At 47.8% G+C, this 19,173-nt stretch carries 19 protein-coding genes; 5 read left to right on the top strand and 14 right to left on the bottom strand.

From position 1 onward, the window contains the following. Positions 1–58: 58 nt before the first annotated feature. From DES40_RS02080 to DES40_RS02050, 7 genes are all read right to left on the bottom strand, one after another. Positions 59–1,426 (bottom strand): sodium-dependent transporter, encoded by a 1,368-nt coding sequence (locus tag DES40_RS02080; RefSeq protein WP_121098914.1) that lies wholly within the window; start codon positions 1,424–1,426, stop codon positions 59–61. 128 nt (positions 1,427–1,554) lie between these two features. Continuing rightward, complete coding sequence (gene rodA, locus DES40_RS02075; RefSeq protein WP_121098913.1) at positions 1,555–2,697, bottom strand: rod shape-determining protein RodA; 1,143 nt, start codon at positions 2,695–2,697, stop codon at positions 1,555–1,557. Then, positions 2,697–4,586 carry a penicillin-binding protein 2 gene (gene mrdA, locus DES40_RS02070; protein ID WP_121098912.1) on the bottom strand — a complete coding sequence of 630 codons (1,890 nt, stop codon included), beginning with the start codon at positions 4,584–4,586 and terminating at the stop codon, positions 2,697–2,699. Before mrdA ends, rodA begins: the two co-directional genes overlap by 1 nt. After that, positions 4,586–5,110 carry a hypothetical protein gene (locus DES40_RS02065; RefSeq protein WP_147405831.1) on the bottom strand — a complete coding sequence of 175 codons (525 nt, stop codon included), beginning with the start codon at positions 5,108–5,110 and terminating at the stop codon, positions 4,586–4,588. Before DES40_RS02065 ends, mrdA begins: the two co-directional genes overlap by 1 nt. Next, positions 5,110–6,093, bottom strand: coding sequence for a rod shape-determining protein MreC (gene mreC / locus DES40_RS02060; RefSeq protein WP_121098910.1), 984 nt, complete (start codon positions 6,091–6,093; stop codon positions 5,110–5,112). Before mreC ends, DES40_RS02065 begins: the two co-directional genes overlap by 1 nt. A gap of 70 nt (positions 6,094–6,163) precedes the next feature. Beyond that, a complete protein-coding gene (locus DES40_RS02055) occupies positions 6,164–7,207 on the bottom strand; it encodes a rod shape-determining protein (RefSeq protein ID WP_121098909.1) in 1,044 nt (347 codons plus the stop codon). A gap of 199 nt (positions 7,208–7,406) precedes the next feature. Further along, a complete protein-coding gene (locus DES40_RS02050; RefSeq protein ID WP_233345354.1) occupies positions 7,407–8,639 on the bottom strand; it encodes a deoxyguanosinetriphosphate triphosphohydrolase in 1,233 nt (410 codons plus the stop codon). A 64-nt stretch (positions 8,640–8,703) separates the two neighbouring features. Here DES40_RS02050 and erpA point away from each other — a divergent pair, with 64 nt between their 5' ends. Further along, entirely contained in the window at positions 8,704–9,054 is a 351-nt protein-coding gene (gene erpA, locus DES40_RS02045; RefSeq protein WP_121098908.1) for an iron-sulfur cluster insertion protein ErpA, read from the top strand. 67 nt (positions 9,055–9,121) lie between these two features. On the opposite strand, the gene DES40_RS02040 is transcribed toward erpA, so the two are convergent. The 6 genes from DES40_RS02040 to thiS all read right to left on the bottom strand — a co-directional run bounded on the left by DES40_RS02040 (position 9,122) and on the right by thiS (position 15,505). Continuing rightward, the gene (locus tag DES40_RS02040; RefSeq protein WP_147405829.1) at positions 9,122–11,344 is read right to left on the bottom strand and encodes a TonB-dependent receptor; all 2,223 of its coding nucleotides are present in this window, start codon (positions 11,342–11,344) and stop codon (positions 9,122–9,124) included. 224 nt (positions 11,345–11,568) lie between these two features. Beyond that, positions 11,569–13,200, bottom strand: a complete 1,632-nt coding sequence (locus tag DES40_RS02035; RefSeq protein WP_121098906.1) for a CTP synthase — start codon at positions 13,198–13,200, stop codon at positions 11,569–11,571. Between the two features lie 39 nt (positions 13,201–13,239). Next, positions 13,240–13,653 carry a preprotein translocase subunit SecG gene (gene secG, locus DES40_RS02030; RefSeq protein ID WP_121098905.1) on the bottom strand — a complete coding sequence of 138 codons (414 nt, stop codon included), beginning with the start codon at positions 13,651–13,653 and terminating at the stop codon, positions 13,240–13,242. A gap of 153 nt (positions 13,654–13,806) precedes the next feature. After that, positions 13,807–14,379 (bottom strand): hypothetical protein, encoded by a 573-nt coding sequence (locus DES40_RS02025; RefSeq protein ID WP_121098904.1) that lies wholly within the window; start codon positions 14,377–14,379, stop codon positions 13,807–13,809. 104 nt (positions 14,380–14,483) lie between these two features. Beyond that, positions 14,484–15,263, bottom strand: coding sequence for a thiazole synthase (locus tag DES40_RS02020; protein ID WP_121098903.1), 780 nt, complete (start codon positions 15,261–15,263; stop codon positions 14,484–14,486). Continuing rightward, a complete protein-coding gene (gene thiS / locus DES40_RS02015; RefSeq protein ID WP_121098902.1) occupies positions 15,263–15,505 on the bottom strand; it encodes a sulfur carrier protein ThiS in 243 nt (80 codons plus the stop codon). The genes DES40_RS02020 and thiS overlap by 1 nt, the downstream gene beginning before the upstream one ends. 18 nt (positions 15,506–15,523) lie before the next feature. On the opposite strand from thiS, the gene aroQ reads away from it, so the two are divergent. From aroQ to DES40_RS01995, 4 genes are all read left to right on the top strand, one after another. Then, entirely contained in the window at positions 15,524–15,961 is a 438-nt protein-coding gene (gene aroQ, locus DES40_RS02010) for a type II 3-dehydroquinate dehydratase (protein WP_121098901.1), read from the top strand. A gap of 93 nt (positions 15,962–16,054) precedes the next feature. Continuing rightward, positions 16,055–16,543 carry an acetyl-CoA carboxylase biotin carboxyl carrier protein gene (accB, locus tag DES40_RS02005; protein WP_121098900.1) on the top strand — a complete coding sequence of 163 codons (489 nt, stop codon included), beginning with the start codon at positions 16,055–16,057 and terminating at the stop codon, positions 16,541–16,543. A gap of 3 nt (positions 16,544–16,546) precedes the next feature. Then, on the top strand, positions 16,547–17,917 hold the full coding sequence (gene accC, locus DES40_RS02000; RefSeq protein ID WP_121098899.1) for an acetyl-CoA carboxylase biotin carboxylase subunit: 1,371 nt from the start codon (positions 16,547–16,549) through the stop codon (positions 17,915–17,917). Next, positions 17,918–18,217, top strand: a complete 300-nt coding sequence (locus DES40_RS01995) for a hypothetical protein (RefSeq protein WP_121098898.1) — start codon at positions 17,918–17,920, stop codon at positions 18,215–18,217. 24 nt (positions 18,218–18,241) lie between these two features. Here DES40_RS01995 and DES40_RS01990 read toward each other — a convergent pair whose 3' ends face one another. Further along, positions 18,242–19,165 carry a phytoene/squalene synthase family protein gene (locus DES40_RS01990; RefSeq protein WP_121098897.1) on the bottom strand — a complete coding sequence of 308 codons (924 nt, stop codon included), beginning with the start codon at positions 19,163–19,165 and terminating at the stop codon, positions 18,242–18,244. Positions 19,166–19,173 lie beyond the last annotated feature (8 nt).

The following is a 19,173-nucleotide window of genomic DNA, read 5'->3' as shown; positions in this document are numbered from 1 at the left end:
AGCAGTGAGCCCCATTAAGAATTGGAAAGCTCACGGCGCGATACAAATACAGTCACCCTTAGGATAAAAGCGGTGCAACCCATTTAGAATAGGTTCCCCATACAAGCACAATACCCATAAATATAGGTGCGACATACTTCGTGAGAACAACGATAAACTCACCAATTTTCTGGCCGTCTCCTGCAATCTCATTTGCAAGAATTGCGCGGTCTAATCGCCAACCCACAAACAGAGAAATTAAGAGCGCTGACAATGGTGCGAGAATGGGGCCCGCTAGGCCTGTGTCGATGAAATCGAAGAATTTAGGGCTATATAAAGAGCCCAAACCAAGGAGCATAATAGCGCCCCCCGTCAGCCAAGCCGCTCGGCTCTTCGCAATCTTAAACTTCTCCGCAACATAGGCGACTGAAGGCTCAAGCAAGGATACAGACGAAGTGATCGCAGCAAAGAACGCCAAGAAAAAGAACGCCGCACCAACAATATTACCAATTGTTGTCCCACCAAGCGCGGTTGGTAGCGTTTGGAAGAAAATTCCCGCACCCGCGCTGAAGTCCAAATTATGAGAGAACACGATTGGGAAAATAGCTAGACCAGCAATAATCGCGACAAGCGTATCCACAAACGAAACCGTCACAGCCGCTTTAGGAATACTGACATCACGAGGCAGATAGGACCCATAAGTAATCATGATCGCATTACCGATACTAATAGAGAAACAGGCTTGCCCCAAAGCTGACGTTGCCACTTGCGGCGTAATTTTTGAAAAATCTGGTGTAAACATGAAACCAAATGCTTCGGCCGTTCCGCCAGACGCGATTCCTGTAATAATTGAATATAAAGCCAATCCCGCCAAAAGAAGGAAAAATATCGGCATCAAAACTTTGGCCGCTACTTCGATACCTTTGTTTACCCCGCGTGAAACTAACCATGTCGTCAACAGGCCAAAGGCAATGAACCAAGGCAAAACACTCATTGGATTTTCAAGCATTGACCCAAATTGGCCTGCCACCGCATCCGGTGTTTGCCCATTAAAACCGCCGAATAGGAACTTTGGAATATAAGCCAATACCCAAGCCGCAACGACACAATAGAAACTCACAACAAGGAAGGACGCAGACATACCAAACCAAGCGCCAGATGCCCAAAAGCCTGAGACTTTACTCCGGCGCGTTAGGTCATTCACAGATTCAATCGCGGATGAGGCCTGCCCTGCTCGTCCAATAATATACTCACCCATTAGAACGGGCACACCAACAAGGATGATACATGCAATATAGACAATCAGGAACGCGGCCCCACCATTTGTGCCCAGCTCTGCCGAGAAACGCCACAGATTACCCAGCCCAACGGATGAGCCAACTGCTGCCATGATAAATGCAAAACGCGACGACCATTGCGCCGTGCCCGGCCCAGATTGAATAGCCATATATGATCCCTTTAATATTTCGTCAAAATCGCTTTCTGTGAGCGAATTTTTAAAGTCTGATTACGACATATTAACGCGGGGTCAAGTGAACAGGCGCAATCTGTTACTCACTTATTGAGGTTTGAACTTTAAAATCCGCTACGCGGCAATTCTACGTTACGGTGTAAATGCGCTGATAGAATAAGACCAAAGCCAAACATCACCGCCAAGATAACTGTGCCGCCATAAGAGATTAACGGTAATGGTACACCCACAACTGGCATAAGCCCCATAACCATCCCTAAATTAATGAAAATATAGAGCGTAAATGTCGTTGTTAGCCCAAGAATTAATAGCTTTGAAAACATCGCTTTGCACTGTGTCACTAAATATAAACACAGACCTATGACCGCGATATACAAACTAATTGTCAGCAAGCTGCCCACTAACCCGAACTCCTCCCCAATGACTGTAAAGATAAAGTCCGTGCGATTTTCAGGGACATAATCCCCTTGCCTTTGTGTGCCTTTCATGAAGCCTTTGCCAGACACACCGCCGCTACCCAGCGCGATTTTCGACTGCGTGATATGATAGCTCGCACCGCCAGGATCTCTCGAAGGGTTTAAGAATGTCAAGATACGCCCTCGTTGATAATCCGCTAACCCATAAGTTAAGAACAGAGGCACCCCAATGGCTGAGAAAATAGCGGCCAGAGAAATAATACGCCAATTCACTCCAGCTAAAAACACGATAGCTACTCCAGTCGCCCCCAAAAGAAGCGTCGTGCCGAGATCAGGTTGCCGTAATATAAGAATCATTGGCATGCCGATAATCGCCAATGCCCCGGCTAATCCGCTTACATGGGAAACGCGCCACCTCTCTAGGTCATGATAATATCGCGCCAAGGTCAGGACGATGGATAGCTTCATGAGCTCTGAGGGTTGAACACGCGTCACCCCTAAATCAATCCAGCGCTGCGATCCATTCACAGAGACACCGAAAAACTCGACCCCTAACAACAGGAATAATGAGCCTATGAAGGCTGGGTAAGCCAAGACATACCAAACACGTATATCTATTAAGGCCACCCCCAACATAATCAGTCCAGCAACTCCAATACGGATTGCATGTTGCGCCGCACCGCGTGACCATACACCATCCGTTGCGGCGTAAATCATGACGACACCAATCAAGCCGATGACACCAATCAACACAGGTAACAGCCAATTCACCTCATATAGCTTTTCCCGCATAGGTAAGCCGGGCGTTGCAAATGGTGATAATCCAACCATTATAACGCCTGCGTTTTGGTCACTGTTTCACTACGCGGCCCTAATCCATCCCTACGCAAAGTCTCTGACAAGACAGAGCGTGTGATATTAGCCGCGCGGCCCGCTCCCGAACCACCATGTTCAACAATTGTCGCCACCGCAAATCGCGGATTGTCATAAGGTGCAAAACCAACGAAAATGGAATGGTCTCTGAGTTCCCAAGGCGTGTTGTTATTGGACCGAACGCCCTGTTCGCGTTCGCTTTTTGAAATACCTCTAACTTGTCCCGTTCCTGTTTTCCCGGCCATTTTCAGCCCGCCTAGTTTTAGGCTATCTACACGATAAGCGGTGCCACCCGGTTCTTCGCAAACAGAGTACATGGCATCTTGCACAAAAGCGAGATGCTCTAAATTTATGCCTAAATTGTTAAATTGCGGAATATCATGACCAATTATAAGAGACGGCGTAACAGCTTGCCGTTTATTCGCAATCCGAGCGGTCATGACGGCCAGTTGCAGAGGTGTGGCCAATACAAATCCCTGACCAATTGATGCATTTAGCGTATCCCCCATTCGCCAAGAAGACCCTAGCCGTTTCTTCTTCCACGCCTCATCAGGGACGATACCCGAACGCTCTCCCCCAATTCCGATATCATAGCTTTGCCCAAAACCGAGGCGGCGCGCCATATCAGCAATGCGTTCAATCCCAATAATTTGAGCGATTTCATAATAATAACAATCGCAAGAATGCTGTAGAGACTCTCGCAAATTCACAGGGCCGTGCCCTTTGCGTAACCAACAATGGAAATCACGATTACCCAATCGGATTTTTCCTGAACAAAAGACTGATCTTTTGGGGTCAATCATCCCGCTTTCCAAGGCGGCAAGCATAACAGCCATTTTATAGGTCGACGCTGGAGGATACCCGCCGCCAATCACTTTATTGAACTGGGGGCGTTTCGGGTCTGAATTGAGGCGATTCATTTCAGCTTGCGTTAAGCCTTTCACAAATAAATTTGCGTCAAAGCTCGGCATGGATAAGAGCGTTCTGAGCTCTCCTGTTAAGACGTCGATAACGGCTATACCGCCACTATCTTCCCCAAATTCCTGAGCCGCATAGCGTTGTAATTCCGCATCCAATGTCAGAAAGACGTCCTCCCCTGCATTGGCGGCGTCTTTTGGGTCTGGCCACTCCCGCACGATGCGGCCCATCGCATTCACTTCAACTTTCAAGCGTCCAGAACTGCCGCGCAACTGCTTCTCTGCGCTCGCTTCTACGCCTGTTTTCCCTATCCTAAATGTTGGCTGCCGCAAGAGTGGGTCATCGTCCTTGGCAATATCATCGGCACTTGCGCGGCCGATAAACCCAAGCGTATGCGCGAACACACCTCCATTCGGATAAGCACGGCCTTCCGCGACTTCTGGTATGATTCCAGGCAGATCTGGCATCTGCATGTTTAAAGTCGCAAAGGCTTCCCACTCCACATTATCTTGAACGGTAATGGGTATAAATCCTGGGTTAGATTTAATGTCATGACGGATTCGCTTCAAACTATCCGCGTTAATATCAATCACCTCGCTTACTGACTGCAAAGTTTGTTCGATATTTGGCGCACGTTCAGGAATAAGAACTACACGGTAATTCGGCGTGTTGACGGCTAAAGCTTCGCCATTTCTATCCAGAATACGGCCTCGGCTTGGTAGAATGATATTAAAGTTAAAGCGGTTATTCTCAGAAAGCGCGATGTAGTTCTCTGCATTGGTAATCTGAAGATTATAAAGCCTCGCCCCCAAGACACCAAACATGGTCAAGCCGCCACCGCCCATTATAATCATACGACGTGTTAGAGTCGCTTCGGCTTGCGCCTGCTCTTGGGCTGAATTGTTTATTTTAAGCTTAGACCGCCGCATTAAGCGTTCATTTCTCTATTATGAATGAAAATCTGTATGCCCCGACGAATATACCATATTAACGGGAAAAACAGACTCGCTATGCCAGCCATTCGGAACAAAACCACCCAATTTGGCCAATCAGAATAAATTACGCGTCCCGTAAAGGCGATTGTGACTAAGGCGACAGTCATGGCGATGCACCACACAACCAATCCACCGCCAAAGTTTAATGTCTTTATGCGTTCGAAAGGCCGGATGAAAGCATAGGTCAATAGGTAAATAAGCGCCCATTGCCCTGGCACGCCAAAGCTAACCCAATCTTGGAATACACCCAAGATCAAAAGAGCGATGATAGAGTAAATAGGATAGGCTCCTCGAGGCCAAAGCGCCACAGCTACAAGCGGCAACCACTGTAATGAGAGATTCCATCCAAACGCCGATATATTGATGACACCAAGAACAGTTAAGACAAAAACGAGCATGACTGCCTGTCTAAGATGCCCCGCACGTCTGGACGGCAATACAGAAGTAAATCCCGCCATTACTCAGTGCCCCCTTCTATCGCGAGTGTAGCATCGTCATCATTATTTGTGGCGTCTGAATTGTTTGTTGTGTCTGAATGCGTTGGAGCCGTCGATAACTCCGCCTCAGAAATATTTTCACTTAGACTTGTTTCAGAAATTGCTTCAGGCTCAGCTATGGGGTCGAAAATTGCGACCCAAACCCAATCTAAAGGTTTCTGAAAGCTGCTGACTGACACACGCACTTCATCATTAACAACGGAATCTATGGTCCCAATATGAAGACCCCGTGGCAGACGTCCATCGTCTCCAGAGGTCACAATTATGTCCCCTTCTTGCCAATCCGCGTCAATTTCACTGAATATAAGTTTTGGCTTTCGGCTATTATCCCCTGCCAAAATTGCGACAGAACCAGCTCGTTCGTTGATAACTGGTATGCGGCTGTTCAAATCATCTAAACGCAGAATACGCGAAGAATTTGACCCCGCGAGAATAACATGCCCGACTAGGCCATCAGACGTCATAACCGCCTGACCCAATTTTATACCTTTGTCCTTACCAGCATCAATCAACAAGGCCCGTACAAATGGCCCCGTCAAATCATTTACCGTCCGTGCAGCTACTCTTTTGAGGGGGACATTCGTCTCAATCGTTACGCTTAACATGTCCTCATATCGCGCGATTTCTTCTTGGCTGACACGCAATCGAGAATTTTCTTCTCTTAATTGTTGAAGCTCTGCTCTTAGGACAAGGTTTTCCTCATAGGCCCGACGCCGATCTGACATTGACCCAAAGAGACCTTCAGAAGCACGAATGGGCCGTGTAATTAATGTGATTAAAGGAGAGACGATAGAATCAGATTGCACTTGCACAGATTTGCGCAGGCGCGCCTCGCCGCTTTGCGTTACGATTAGAGCCGCGGAAATTAAAATAGCGATAACTAAAACGAGGAAAACAGGGCCGTTATCATCTCTTGAACGTGCGGAATAGGATGATCGAGGCATGGCTCTACTCCTTTCCTAATTGCATTGTCCCTTGGCGCGGTTGTGTCCGGTCGTTGATTTTCATCTGTGACTAGACACCGCTAGACAATACGCTCTTCCACTTTTTCAAATTCTCGACAACGGTTCCTGAACCTCTGACCACACAAGACAATGGATCATCAGCAATTGAGACAGGCAATCCCGTCCGTGATCTTAGCTCAGTATCCAAATTACGGAGCAAGGCACCACCACCTGTAAGCATGATACCTTTATCCACGATATCTGCTGCCAATTCTGGCGGTGTGGCTTCTAGAGCAATTTTAACGGCGTCTACGATTTGCTCGACAGGTTCAGCGAGGCTCTCAGCAATCATCGCTTCTGTCACGCGGATTTCGCGCGGCACGCCATTCATCAAATCACGTCCCTTTATTTGAACGGTCATACCTTCATTGTCAGGCGGCATTGTCGCAGACCCAATCTCTTTTTTCACGCGTTCCGCGCTCATCTCGCCTAAAAGAAGATTTGTCGTACGGCGTACATATTGGATAATCGCATCATCCATTTTATCACCGCCCACGCGTACAGAACGAGAATAAACAATACCATCAAGAGACAGAACAGCTACTTCAGTCGTACCGCCGCCAATATCAACGACCATAGAACCCGATGGCTCATGAATAGGGAGGCCAGCTCCCAAAGCTGCCGCCATTGGCTCTTCAATAAGATAGACACGTTTCGCGCCCGCCTGCTCTGCCGATTGGTGAATAGCGCGACGTTCTACAGCCGTTGCGCCAGAGGGCACACAAATGACAACATTTGGGCGACGACGAATAATTCCGCCCTTATTGACTTTTTTAATGAAGTGCTCGATCATTTTCTCAGCAACTTCAAAATCTGCAATCACACCATCTTTCATCGGGCGAATAGCTTCGATGTGACCTGGCGTTCGCCCTAGCATATTTCGGGCGTCTTCCCCGACGGCGTGAACGACCTTTCGTCCGTTTTTCACTGAAAACGCAACGACGGAGGGTTCATTCAATACAACATCTCTGCCTTTGGCATAAATAAGAGTGTTAGCAGTCCCCAAATCGATAGCGATATCAGATGTGAGGGAGCCGAGAAATGACGTAAACATTTTTTACCTTTGGTGTGCAACTCGTGTTCGCCGACTTCAGAGCTTTGCCCTTTTTCGAAATCATTCAAGGTGAGCCCGAGCGGATTCGTTCCCTATTTTCTTTCTAATGGTCAGTCATACAATTAATTGCAAGTGATTAGCACCGCTGAGTGCATAAATTGATGATTTTCTGACGCCTATATGAGCAGAAGTTAAAGATTTAGTAAGTCGATAAATAACCCGCAGCCGTGAATAATTTTCTATGCTCAGCCAAAGCAAAGTTATCAGTCATGCTCGCGATATAGTCACATATGACCCGTGCCGTTGTTTCAGTCCTTGCCCCATCGCATTGACGACGAAGTTCAGTAGGAAGAATATCAGGGTCTTCGATAAAGAGTTCAAACAATTCACTGACAACTCGGCTGGCCTGCCCCATCATGCGGTTGACCTTATAATGACGGTACATATTGTCATATAAGAAGGTTCTCAGGGCCTTTTCTTTCGTACGAAACCCTTCTGAGAAGGCAACGACAGAACGATCCAATTCACGAATATCTTGCGCTGATTGTGGGTTATGAAATTTCAACCGCGCTCGGGTTTCTTCCAGTACATCAGACACCATATAGCCAATCAAATCCCGAACAGCCTCGTGTATCATACGATCTTCTGAGATATCAGGATAACGGCGGCGAACATCAGCGAAAGCCTCTCCTACGATAGGGACTTCAGCAACCTCGGCTACGGTGAACAAACCCGCTCTCAAACCATCGTCAATGTCATGATTATTATAGGCTATATCATCAGCTAAGGCGGCCACTTGCGCCTCTGGCCCCGCAAAAGTTTCAAGTTCAAGTGCTTTCCAATTTTGCAGATTTTTCAAAGCCCAAGGCAGTTTATCCTCATCGCCTTTTTCCAAGATCAATGGCCCATTATGCTTTGCAATACCTTCAAGCGTTTCCCAGGTTAAATTCAGACCGTCAAATTCAGCGTATCGCCTTTCTAATGTTTCGACGATACGCAGGGTCTGAGCATTGTGATCAAAGCCGCCATAAGGCGCCATGCAGGCGGCCAGAGCGTATTCTCCTGAATGACCGAAAGGGGGGTGCCCCATATCATGTGCCAAGGCCAAACATTCAGCTAAGTCTTCATCAAGGCCCAAGACGCGCGCAATAGAGCGCGCTATTTGTGAAACTTCCAAACTATGGGTAAGGCGCGTCCGATAATAATCCCCTTCATGCGCCACAAAGACCTGTGTTTTGCCTTTTAGGCGACGAAAAGCAGAGGAATGAATAATCCGGTCTTTATCACGTTGAAAAGGACTACGTTCAGATTTTGAGGGTTGTGCAATAAGACGCCCTCTCGCAGTTTCTGGATCTGATGCATAAATAGCGCGCGTACGGCGATAAGGTGAAAAATGCAATTCTGGCGTTTCGTTCGGGGATTGGGCGGACACAAATTTCTCTTCTGTCTGTTTCGCGGGTCTAGGCAGACTCACTCTTTATGCCTATATAAAAGCCATGAACGAAAACACCACCACCGAAACACTGCCTGTTTCCATGTCAGCCTCTGCGGCCATGCAAATTAATGCTATCATGAAAAAGCAAGGCAAGGATCAATATTTACGCGTCGCCGTCGAAGGCGGTGGATGTTCTGGATTTCAATATAAGTTTGATTTTGCAGACAGCCCTAATGACGATGATATTGTTTTGGAGCGAGATGGCGCAAAAATTTTAATCGATGAGATGAGTGTCGAGTTTTTAACTGGCTCTGAAATTGATTATGCCCGAGAGCTTATTGGCTCGGCTTTTAAAATTCACAATCCGAACGCTGTTGCTGCATGTGGCTGCGGAACAAGTTTCTCAGTTTAAAGTCCATTGCTTTAAGGCATAAAAAAACCCGCGCCCAAAGCGCGGGTTCTCACTAAAATTTAGGCTCTTAGAAGCGCTTGGTTATTTCCGCGCCATAAATGGTCGGTTCATTGATGAAACCCGTGAAGTTGTTAAAATCAACGGCGCCCTCAAGCTCTGTTTCGTTAAACAGATTGCGAACAAATCCAGCGATTTCCAATCCACCATCATGGTTGATATATCCACCACGCAAACCAACTTCTGTCAGTGAATCGCTTCTGAACTCACTACTTTCATATAAGAAGAAGTTTACTTTGCTGCGATGCGCGACATCGCCATAGACAAATAATTCGCTGCCTTCTGAAATTGGGACACCATAACGGGCCGTCATATTAGCTACGAGTCTTGGAGCCTGTGGTAATGAGTTTCCATCAATCAAAGCATTGCCAGTTGCTGCATTAATTGGATCAAGAACAGTACAAGGCGCGCCGCAAATACCGACCTCTAAATCTTCATCATCAATGCTTGTGTGATTGTAGCTCATTCCCGCGGTTAAATCGAAACCTTTGACAGGCGAAACGGCGGCATCAATTTCAAAACCATAACCATCCACCGCATCAGCGTTTAAAAGCTGGTTAAAGTTCCCGGCCCCACCCACAGCAGTCAATTGCTGATCTTTTGTACGGAAATAGAAGGCAGAGACGTTAAATGTCGCGCGGCCATCGGCGGTTTTCGTTTTGACACCTGTTTCAACAGAATCGATCGTTTCTGTATCCGCAACCGTAATAAAGTCACCAAAAACTAGGCGTCCTTGGACGTTCGGCGCGCGGAAACCACGGGCATAGCGAGCATATACATTGACGTTATCATTGACTTTGTAATCAACAGCCAAATCACCCGTCAGGACGGTTGATTTTAAGTCTTCGGTTAGAGGTCCCAAAGCCGGAGCCCCAAACGGGCCAATAAGGCGTGAGGCTTCAAACTTTTTATTTTCATATGAAAGCCGTACACCACCCGTGACGGTAATATCGTCAGTGGCTTTATATTCTGTAGACCCAAACAAAGCTAACGCTACAGTTTCTTGATCCTGAACAGCGAGGCCATTCAGTGTCGAGTCTGAGAGTGTGTCATAGCTTATATTTTCAAGCTCTAAGTTTTCATAAAAGGCAAAGCCGCCAAAAGTAACATTGAGCTTGTCCGAAGAATCCCAGTTATAGCGAATCTCTTGGGTCGCCTGCATGTGGTCCGTAATATTATCAGCACTTTCAGCAGAGAATGGAATAAAACCCGGGCCTGATGGCGGCGCGAAAACGGCGCCCTGTCCGCCGTCGACATCACCACGAGCGTCAAGACTAACCGTCTCATAGGCTGAAATCGTCGTCAGTGTCCCTGGGCCAATATCGGTATTGACCGTCAGTGTCACACCTAAGTTATCAACATTTAGGTTTTGCGGCGCATCTTGTGTCGCAACAAATCGATCAAAGCTATCAACAAAACCGCCGACACCAGGCTCGATAACATTGGCGCGGAAAACGCGCGAACCACCATCCAAGCTACGGCCATGGATATTCAACAAGGCAGAAGAACGATCATCAGGCGTCCAAAGGAGCTGCAAGCGCCCTGCTAGCTCTTCGTATTCTTCAAAGCCGCTCTCGCTTGCGCCTTCAACTGTATTGTCCACATAATCATCGCGCGTTTGAAAGAGCGCTGAAACCCGTGCTGATAAATTCTCAGTCAAACCGCCGCTAATTGCGCCTTCGGCATCGACAGAATTGAAACGTCCATAAGAGACACGGCCATAACCTTCTGTTTCTTGAGTGGGCTTGGCACTTTCAAATTTGATTACACCCGCTGGTGTATTACGGCCAAACAATGTGCCTTGAGGGCCGCGAAGAATCTCAATGCGCTCTAAATCAAAAACTGGGAAGCCTTTCAGACCAGGCGTTTCCAACACGACATTATCATACACAAAGCTAACGGGTTGGTTGGCATTCAAATCGAAATCTGTATTGCCCAGACCGCGAATATAGAACCGCGGGAAAGCGCGGCCAAATGATGTTTCGGCATAAAGACTCGGCACGCGAGCGTTCAAAAATAAAATGTCTTCCCCGCCAGAACTAAGAACATCTAGCTTTTCATTTTGCATGACGGCGACTGAGAGAGGAACGTCTTGAAGGCTTTGCTCTCTTTTCTGCGCAGTGACGATGACTTCATCAACTTGCGCAAACGCAGGGGTCAGCGCAGAGGACATCATGAGTAGACTCAGCCCTAAAATGGTTCCAGCCTTAAAATTGGATGTGTTGGATAGCACGAATATCTCCTTTGGTGTGCGGTTGGCACGTGTGATTTGGTGGGCGCCTCTCACACAATTTTAATTGAAATAACAAGGAAAAATCACGTTATAAGCCCGTTCTCACAGCATTGTGAAAACAGTGTTGCAAATTTGCGACGAAATAATTGAGCAAGATTAAGTTTTAATCAAGCCGCCCCTTATTAGGGCGTTACCACCTGCGACAACCCCAGCGTGAAAACTGATTAAACGAGTCGGCTTTGATCTAACGCAGCTTTGACGAACCCTTTGAATAGTGGATGCGGGTCAAATGGCCGGCTTTTGAGTTCTGGATGGTATTGCACACCAACAAACCAAGGATGATCTGGAATTTCTACGATTTCGGGTAAAATGCCATCTGGAGACACCCCTGAGAAATGCAACCCTGCGGCCTCAAGCTGTTCTTTATAATCAACATTCACCTCATAACGGTGACGGTGACGTTCCTCAATTTGTGTCGTTCCATATGCTTCAGCGACACGTGAATTCGGAGAGAGAAGCGCAGGGTAAGCGCCCAAACGCATCGTCCCGCCCAGATCCGTGTCTTTTGTACGTTCTAGGCGCTCATTCCCGCGCACCCATTCCGTCATCAGACCGACAATATTTGTTCCATCTTCACCGAATTCAGACGACGAAGCGTCTTCAATTCCTGCCATGTTACGCGCCGCTTCGACAACAGCCATCTGCATTCCGAGGCAAATTCCAAAATATGGAACCTTCTTGGTACGGGCAAACGTGACAGCTTTGATTTTCCCTTCCGCCCCGCGTTCTCCAAATCCGCCAGGCACAAGAATAGCATGCGCGTCTTTTAACACATGAGGATCGTCAGATTTTTCAAACTCTTCTGCTTCAATCCATGTCACATTGACCTTCACCCGATTGGCAATACCGCCATGAACCAAGGCTTCGGAAATAGATTTATAGGCATCAGGTAAAACCGTATATTTACCGACGACAGCAATATTCACCTCTCCGGCATCAGGATTGGCAAGCGTTTTGGAAATATCCCACCAACGCGTCAAATCTGCATCAGGCGGATTTATAACACCGAAATGATTCAGGACTTCTTTATCAAGCCCTTCTGCATGATACGCTAAGGGTACATCATAGATTGAGGGCGCATCGAGACCTTGAATAACCGCACTTTCTCTGACGTTACAAAAGCGTGCAATTTTTTTCCTGTCGCCATCTTGGACCGGACGATCCGCACGACACAAAAGAATATCAGGCTGAATACCAATCGAACGAAGCTCTTTAACGCTATGCTGTGTAGGTTTGGTTTTCATCTCTCCTGCAGCACCAATATAGGGCAATAGTGTCACATGCAGAAAACATGTTTGGCCGCGCGGTAATTCTTGGCTGAGTTGGCGAAGCGCTTCGAAAAATGGCAAGCCCTCAATGTCACCGACTGTCCCGCCCACTTCGCAAAGGACGAAGTCTACATCGCCTGCATCAGATAAAACGAAATTCTTAATTTCATTTGTCACATGAGGGATAACCTGAACGGTCGCGCCTAGATAGTCCCCGCGCCTTTCAGCCGCCAATATATTTGAATAGATTCGGCCTGTCGTAACATTGTCAGACTGAGCCGCGCTAACGCCCGTAAAGCGTTCATAATGCCCCAAATCTAGATCAGTCTCAGCGCCATCATCGGTGACATAGACTTCACCATGCTGATATGGGCTCATTGTCCCCGGATCGACATTCAAATAAGGGTCGAGCTTGCGTAAACGGACTTTATAGCCTCGTGACTGAAGCAATGACCCCAAGGCCGCAGAGGCGAGCCCCTTCCCCAAGGAAGAAACCACACCGCCTGTAATGAAAATATATCGTGGCATAGCCCGCTTTCTTACATGACCGCGGGCAATAAAGAGCGGTTATTCGCCCTCTTTTGGTTCCTCGGTCTCGGACGCCTCTTCTTCAACCGGCTCTGTCACGGGGGTTTCCGTTGTCGATTCGGGTGTCGTAATTACGTCCTCCAACGGGGGGGTCGTATCTCTTGAATCGACGGGTGCCGTCAAGGGGGCTTGGGCATTACTATCGTCAGTAATTGAATTATCTCTGTTTTCCATGCCAAAAACTATGGATAACGCCAAAGAGTTCACAACGAATAACGCGCCAATGATGCCCGTCATCCGCGCAATAGATGTTGTCGCAGAACGACCAGACATTAATCCGCCGCCTCCGCCGCCGCCAATACCCAAAGCTCCGCCTTCAGAGCGTTGAATCAGGATAAGGCCTGTCAGGATAAGGCTTATTATCAATTGTATGATGAGCAGAACTGTAGACATTACTTTTTCTCGGATTCGGATATTACTTGCACATAACGCGCGGTTCATATTGCCGCGCCGATTAGACTATTCACATCGGAATGACCAGAGCGAATTACAAGTGCCGAAAACTCTGACTCAAACTCAGCCCGAATCTAAGGGGCTTGCAGTGGCCTAATTATCATCTTCATAGCAAGAATTACTGTTCGCAAGCCCCTTAAGGAAGGCCCGCCGCGCGACGCCTTTACGGTAGGCCCGTTCTATATCTTTGTCATAGCTTGCTGCGCCTGTAGCCGTGCGAACTAACCCTCTAAAAGGAATGACGCTGCCAACAACAGATGACGCGGCCGTATAAGCTTTGATCTTTGAAGAGCGTTTGGCCTGTTCGTCCGCATCAAAATCAGGGCCTAATAACCCATCATACTCTAATATTTCTTTGTATAGACCAAAACAGCTAGAGTCCTCGGGTTGAAAATATGGACTGTCCATTGTGAGCAATATAGGCGGAATTTCATCTTTTCGGACATTTATGTCTTCAAGGGGGGTGAGAACGACATCCGCGAAACTATGACTATCATCCAGTCCTTCTACGCTTTTGGGCGCCTCACCTGTTCTTACCTCTGAGGCCGTCTTAGATGCACCGCCGCCGACGCGTTTAAAGGTATCAATCGGGGATGAAGCGCAGGCTGACAATGTGAACACAAGGCTCGTCGCAAGAATAGGCTTTAATAAATATGTGAAAGGCATGATTTGAACTCCTCTTTGCCTATCAAATTCCCAATTGTGGCATTTTCAAGTCACATTCATAAAATTTGCCCCAGAAGCCAAGAAAGCCTGCTTAAAACGCGCTCCTAAATCAGCCCTGCAAGCGGTGAGCTTGGATCGGCATACATTTTTTTGGGCATCCGTCCCGCCAGATAAGCTTCCCGTCCGGCAATAACGGCGTGTTTCATGGCTTTCGCCATACGAATCGGATCTTTGGCTTCGGCAATCGCTGTGTTCATTAAAACGCCATCACATCCCAGTTCCATAGCTGCCGTCGCGTCTGACGCTGTCCCCACACCTGCATCAACGATAACAGGCACTTTTGTTTGTTCAACAATGAGGCGGATATTCACTGGATTTTGAATCCCGAGACCCGATCCAATTGGCGCGCCTAATGGCATGATGGCACAGCAACCCATTTCTTCTAGTTTTTTAGCAAAAACAGGATCGTCTGAACAATAGACCATGACTTCGAAACCATCCTTCAACAAGAGTTCTGCCGCCCGTAGAGTTTCTTCCATATCCGGGTAGAGATGTTTGGGGTCAGATAAAACTTCTAGCTTAACAAGGTCCCAGCCGCCTGCTTCTCGGGCCAAACGTAATGTGCGCACAGCGTCTTCACCTGTAAAACAGCCCGCTGTATTCGGAAGATATGTTGTCTTTTTAGGGTCTATGTAATCCGCAAGCATAGGCGCTTTGGGGTCTGACAAATTAACGCGGCGCACAGCAACCGTCACCATATCGGCTCCAGACGCCTCTAGGGCCGCTGCATTTTCAGCGTAATCTTTATACTTCCCCGTTCCAATAATAAGCCGCGAATCAAATTCGCGTCCCGCAACGATAAGCTTGTCTTTTTGCGCCGACATTAGCCGCCTCCGATAAAATGAATAATTTCGAGCTTGTCGCCCTCTTGTAAAACGACATCTTCATAAGCCGATTTTGGAACGACCTCTAAATTCCGTTCTACCGCAATCTTTTTCAGGGGTAAGTCCAGTTTTACGAGCATTTGTGCAATCGTCAGACCTTCATCAAAGGAATGAAAATCACCATTGACCATAATTTCCACAATCACACCTTTTGTCTTTTGCGTTGCAGGGCGCGTTACCATGCCATAAACAGCGTCTCAATGACCAAACCCATTTATATACTCAACGGGCCCAATTTAAACCGGCTCGGCACGCGTGAACCCGAAATCTATGGGTCAAAGACACTGGCCGATATCGAAGCCGAGTGCCGTGCGGCGACAAAATTGGATATCGTCTTCAAGCAAAGCAATATTGAAGGCGAAATTGTCGATCATATTCAAGAGGCAGCGGATAAGGCATCAGCCGTTCTAATCAATCCTGCCGCCTACACACATACATCTGTCGCCATATATGATGCGCTGAAACTCTTGGACGTACCGATTGTAGAGATTCACCTCTCACAGCCGGCAAAACGCGAAAGTTTCCGGCGCCGATCCTATGTCGCAGAGGCCGCGACAGGCACAATTAGCGGTTTTGGAGCAAATTCTTATCAATTAGGCCTGCAAGCCGTCTTAAATCTACTAAAGACTTCTGCATAAAGCCCGCCTATACAAGCCGCCAATAAAAAGACGTTGAATCAACATCCCTTGCGGATGAACACACATTTGCCAATCAAGTAAGAGAGAGACTTTATGGCCGATACAAAAAAATCCACCAATAGCCCAAAACCCAATGACATTGATTTGGTCAGAGAGCTCGCGGATATTTTACACGATACAGACCTTAATGAAATTGAGATGAAAAAAGGCGATCTGAAAATTCGGGTCTCCAAAGGGGGCGGACAAGTCATCCAAGCCATGGCGGCCCCATCAGCCATAGCGCCAGCAGCGGCGCCTACCCCGGCCGCGCAAAACACAGCGCCTGTCAGCGCAGAACCTGCGACTCACAAAGATGCAACGACCTCACCGATGGTCGGAACCGCTTATGTACGCCCCTCGCCCGATGCCGACCCCTTTGTTAAAGTTGGCGATAGCGTCAGCGAAGGCGATACAATTTTACTCGTCGAAGCTATGAAAACGTTCAACCCGATTACGGCACCAAAATCAGGTAAGGTTGAAGCCATCTATGTTGATGATGCCCAGCCTGTCGAATTCGGTGAACCGCTATTCGTGATTGTCTAAGCGATGACGGCCAAATCTGTAGAAAAACGAGAGTTTAAAAAGGTACTTATCGCCAATCGCGGCGAGATTGCCTTACGAATTCACCGCGCCTGTAAAGAAATGGGCATAAACACGGTGGCTGTTCATTCCGAAGCAGACCGCAATGCTATGCATGTCCGCCTCGCGGATGAGAGCGTCTGTATTGGGCCAAATAGTGCCACGGATAGCTATCTGAATATTCCGTCAATCATCGCCGCTTGTGAAATTACTGGCGCTGATGCGGTTCATCCCGGGTATGGTTTTTTATCTGAAAATGCTAAGTTTGCAGATATTGTCGAAGCCCACGGCATGGCCTTTATTGGCCCAACGGCAGAGCATATTCGCATTATGGGCGACAAAATCACGGCCAAGCAAACCGTTATGGATGCCGGGATTCCTTGTGTCCCTGGATCTGATGGCAGTGTGGATAGTTACGAAGAGGCTGTAGAGGTAGCCAAAGCCGTTGGTTTTCCACTCCTCGTTAAGGCAGCCGCAGGGGGTGGTGGTCGTGGCATGCGTCTAGCGGCAACACCTGATAAACTTAAAGAAGCCCTCTCTGCAGCGCAGCAAGAAGCGATTGCGGCTTTTGGTAATGGCGCTGTATATCTTGAACGCTATTTGACAGGGCCGCGTCATATTGAAATTCAAGTCCTTGCCGATCAACATGGCAATGTTGTGCATTTGGGCGAGCGGGATTGTTCACTTCAACGCCGCAATCAAAAAGTACTCGAAGAAGCCCCTTCTCCGACACTAACGGCCAAAGAACGTGAAGACATAGGCACCATCGTTGCCAATGCGATTCGCAAAATCGGCTATCGCGGAGCTGGCACAATTGAATTCCTTTATGAAAAAGGCGAATTTTTCTTTATCGAAATGAACACCCGCCTTCAGGTAGAACATCCTGTAACGGAGGAAATCACGGGCATTGATTTAGTGCGTGAACAAATTCGCGTCGCCCAAGGCCTTCCGCTGAATTACAAGCAATCTGATGTTAAGTTTCATGGGCATTCTATTGAGTGTCGTATTAACGCGGAAAACCCGAAAACTTTCGCCCCTTCACCGGGTAAAGTCGTCGATTTCCATGCACCAGGTGGCATGAATACTCGCCTCGATAGCGCGCTTTATGCAGGATATTCAATTCCGCCTTATTATGACAGCTTGATTGGCAAGCTCATCGTTTGGGGCAATACGCGTGAAGGCGCAATTTTGCGGCTACGGCGTGCTCTTGGCGAAATGGTCATATCAGGCGTGCAAACGACAATTCCACTTCACGAAGCTTTACTTGATGACCCCGACTTTCAGAAGGGTGACTACAATATCCATTGGTTAGAGAAGTGGTTAGCAGAGCAAGACTAAATGCTAAATTTGCTCCTTGATTGGCTACCGCTTGTTATCGGCTTATTGCTAGCCTTGTTGAGAATTAATCGACTATGGTTAGCCATACCGTTATTCATATTAGGGTATTTTTTAACCCTTATTCTTAGCGCCACAAGACCTGCGCTTATTGACATGACGGCGAGCGGCGCTGCTGACCCTGAACAAATTGCGGGGGCAATGTCTGAGTATCTCGTAACGGGCATAATGCGAGCTATAATTGACATCCCGATTATAATTGCTTTTTGGTTTTATAGAAAAAAGCGGCGATTGGGGCCTTAACATCGGCCCTATAATTAATGGCTGTTATGGCCGTTTATAGAGCCCTTCTCTGAGCGTCACCGGTACAGAGTTTCGGCCCGCCGCAGGAATAATTGCTCCAACTGCAAGACTCAGTTTTCGCCCCCTAGAGGCGCCAACTCGCTTTTCCCATGCTTCTGAGCCACCAGACCTTAGCTTTTCGCCAATTTCGCGATATACAGACAAAGCTGCGCTAATCGCCCATGCGCAGCGAAAGTTCAGCGCTTTAATGCCGACTTTGGCGCTTTCGTAATACTGCTCGGCGATATCCAGTTGTTCACACGCCGCAGCATGGGCGGCGGGCCAATGTTCACGCCTCGCCAACGCCTCTGCATTGAACGGCGCGGCATGTTTTAATAGCAAGTCTTGAGGCAAGAATACGCGGCCAGCCTGCGCATCCTCAATCACATCCCGCGCAATATTTGTAAGCTGAAAAGCAAGCCCCAAATCACTCGCGCGATCGAGCGTAGCCTCATCTCTTACGCCCATGATATTCGCCATCATAACGCCGACGACACCCGCCACATGATAGGAGTAGTCCAGAATATCATCGACACGCTTATAAATTCGGTCTTCTGTGTCCATTTCAAAGCCACGAAGCAATTCAAAAGGGTGACGGTGATCTATCTCATGCGTTTGGACAACACGCGCTAAACCAGCAAAAACAGGATTATCCGTAGGTTTCCCCGCAAGCGCATGAGAGGTATCTTCACGTAGCCGGTTAAGTCTGTCCCTTTGCCCTATTTTATAATCCGCAATTTGCCCGTGACCCATTTCTTGGCCATCAATCACATCATCGCAATAACGACACCATGCATAAAGCATAGAGGCGTCGTCTCTTAACTCTGGCGGTAAAACCCGACTCGCCAATGCAAAGGACTTAGAGCCCTTCTTAATCGAGGCGTGTCCAAATTGTGTAACTGCGTCCAAGACAGAGG

The sequence above is a fragment of the Litorimonas taeanensis genome (genome assembly GCF_003634015.1).
Taxonomy (GTDB): Bacteria; Pseudomonadota; Alphaproteobacteria; order Caulobacterales; family Maricaulaceae; genus Litorimonas; species Litorimonas taeanensis.
The sequence above is the reverse complement of the archived record's forward strand: the minus strand, read 5'-3'. Positions and strand labels throughout refer to the sequence as shown.

Coding starts and splice junctions, on each gene's coding strand:
- DES40_RS02025 (WP_121098904.1), bottom strand. CDS start 14,379: ATGCCTTTCACATATTTATTAAAGCCTATTCTTGCGACGAGCCTTGTG.
- rodA (WP_121098913.1), bottom strand. CDS start 2,697: ATGGTTGGATTATCACCATTTGCAACGCCCGGCTTACCTATGCGGGAA.
- accC (WP_121098899.1), top strand. CDS start 16,547: ATGACGGCCAAATCTGTAGAAAAACGAGAGTTTAAAAAGGTACTTATC.
- aroQ (WP_121098901.1), top strand. CDS start 15,524: ATGACCAAACCCATTTATATACTCAACGGGCCCAATTTAAACCGGCTC.
- secG (WP_121098905.1), bottom strand. CDS start 13,653: ATGTCTACAGTTCTGCTCATCATACAATTGATAATAAGCCTTATCCTG.
- DES40_RS02020 (WP_121098903.1), bottom strand. CDS start 15,263: ATGTCGGCGCAAAAAGACAAGCTTATCGTTGCGGGACGCGAATTTGAT.
- DES40_RS02080 (WP_121098914.1), bottom strand. CDS start 1,426: ATGGCTATTCAATCTGGGCCGGGCACGGCGCAATGGTCGTCGCGTTTT.
- accB (WP_121098900.1), top strand. CDS start 16,055: ATGGCCGATACAAAAAAATCCACCAATAGCCCAAAACCCAATGACATT.
- mrdA (WP_121098912.1), bottom strand. CDS start 4,586: ATGCGGCGGTCTAAGCTTAAAATAAACAATTCAGCCCAAGAGCAGGCG.
- erpA (WP_121098908.1), top strand. CDS start 8,704: ATGAACGAAAACACCACCACCGAAACACTGCCTGTTTCCATGTCAGCC.
- DES40_RS02055 (WP_121098909.1), bottom strand. CDS start 7,207: ATGTTTACGTCATTTCTCGGCTCCCTCACATCTGATATCGCTATCGAT.
- mreC (WP_121098910.1), bottom strand. CDS start 6,093: ATGCCTCGATCATCCTATTCCGCACGTTCAAGAGATGATAACGGCCCT.
- DES40_RS02035 (WP_121098906.1), bottom strand. CDS start 13,200: ATGCCACGATATATTTTCATTACAGGCGGTGTGGTTTCTTCCTTGGGG.
- DES40_RS02065 (WP_147405831.1), bottom strand. CDS start 5,110: ATGGCGGGATTTACTTCTGTATTGCCGTCCAGACGTGCGGGGCATCTT.
- DES40_RS01995 (WP_121098898.1), top strand. CDS start 17,918: ATGCTAAATTTGCTCCTTGATTGGCTACCGCTTGTTATCGGCTTATTG.
- thiS (WP_121098902.1), bottom strand. CDS start 15,505: ATGGTAACGCGCCCTGCAACGCAAAAGACAAAAGGTGTGATTGTGGAA.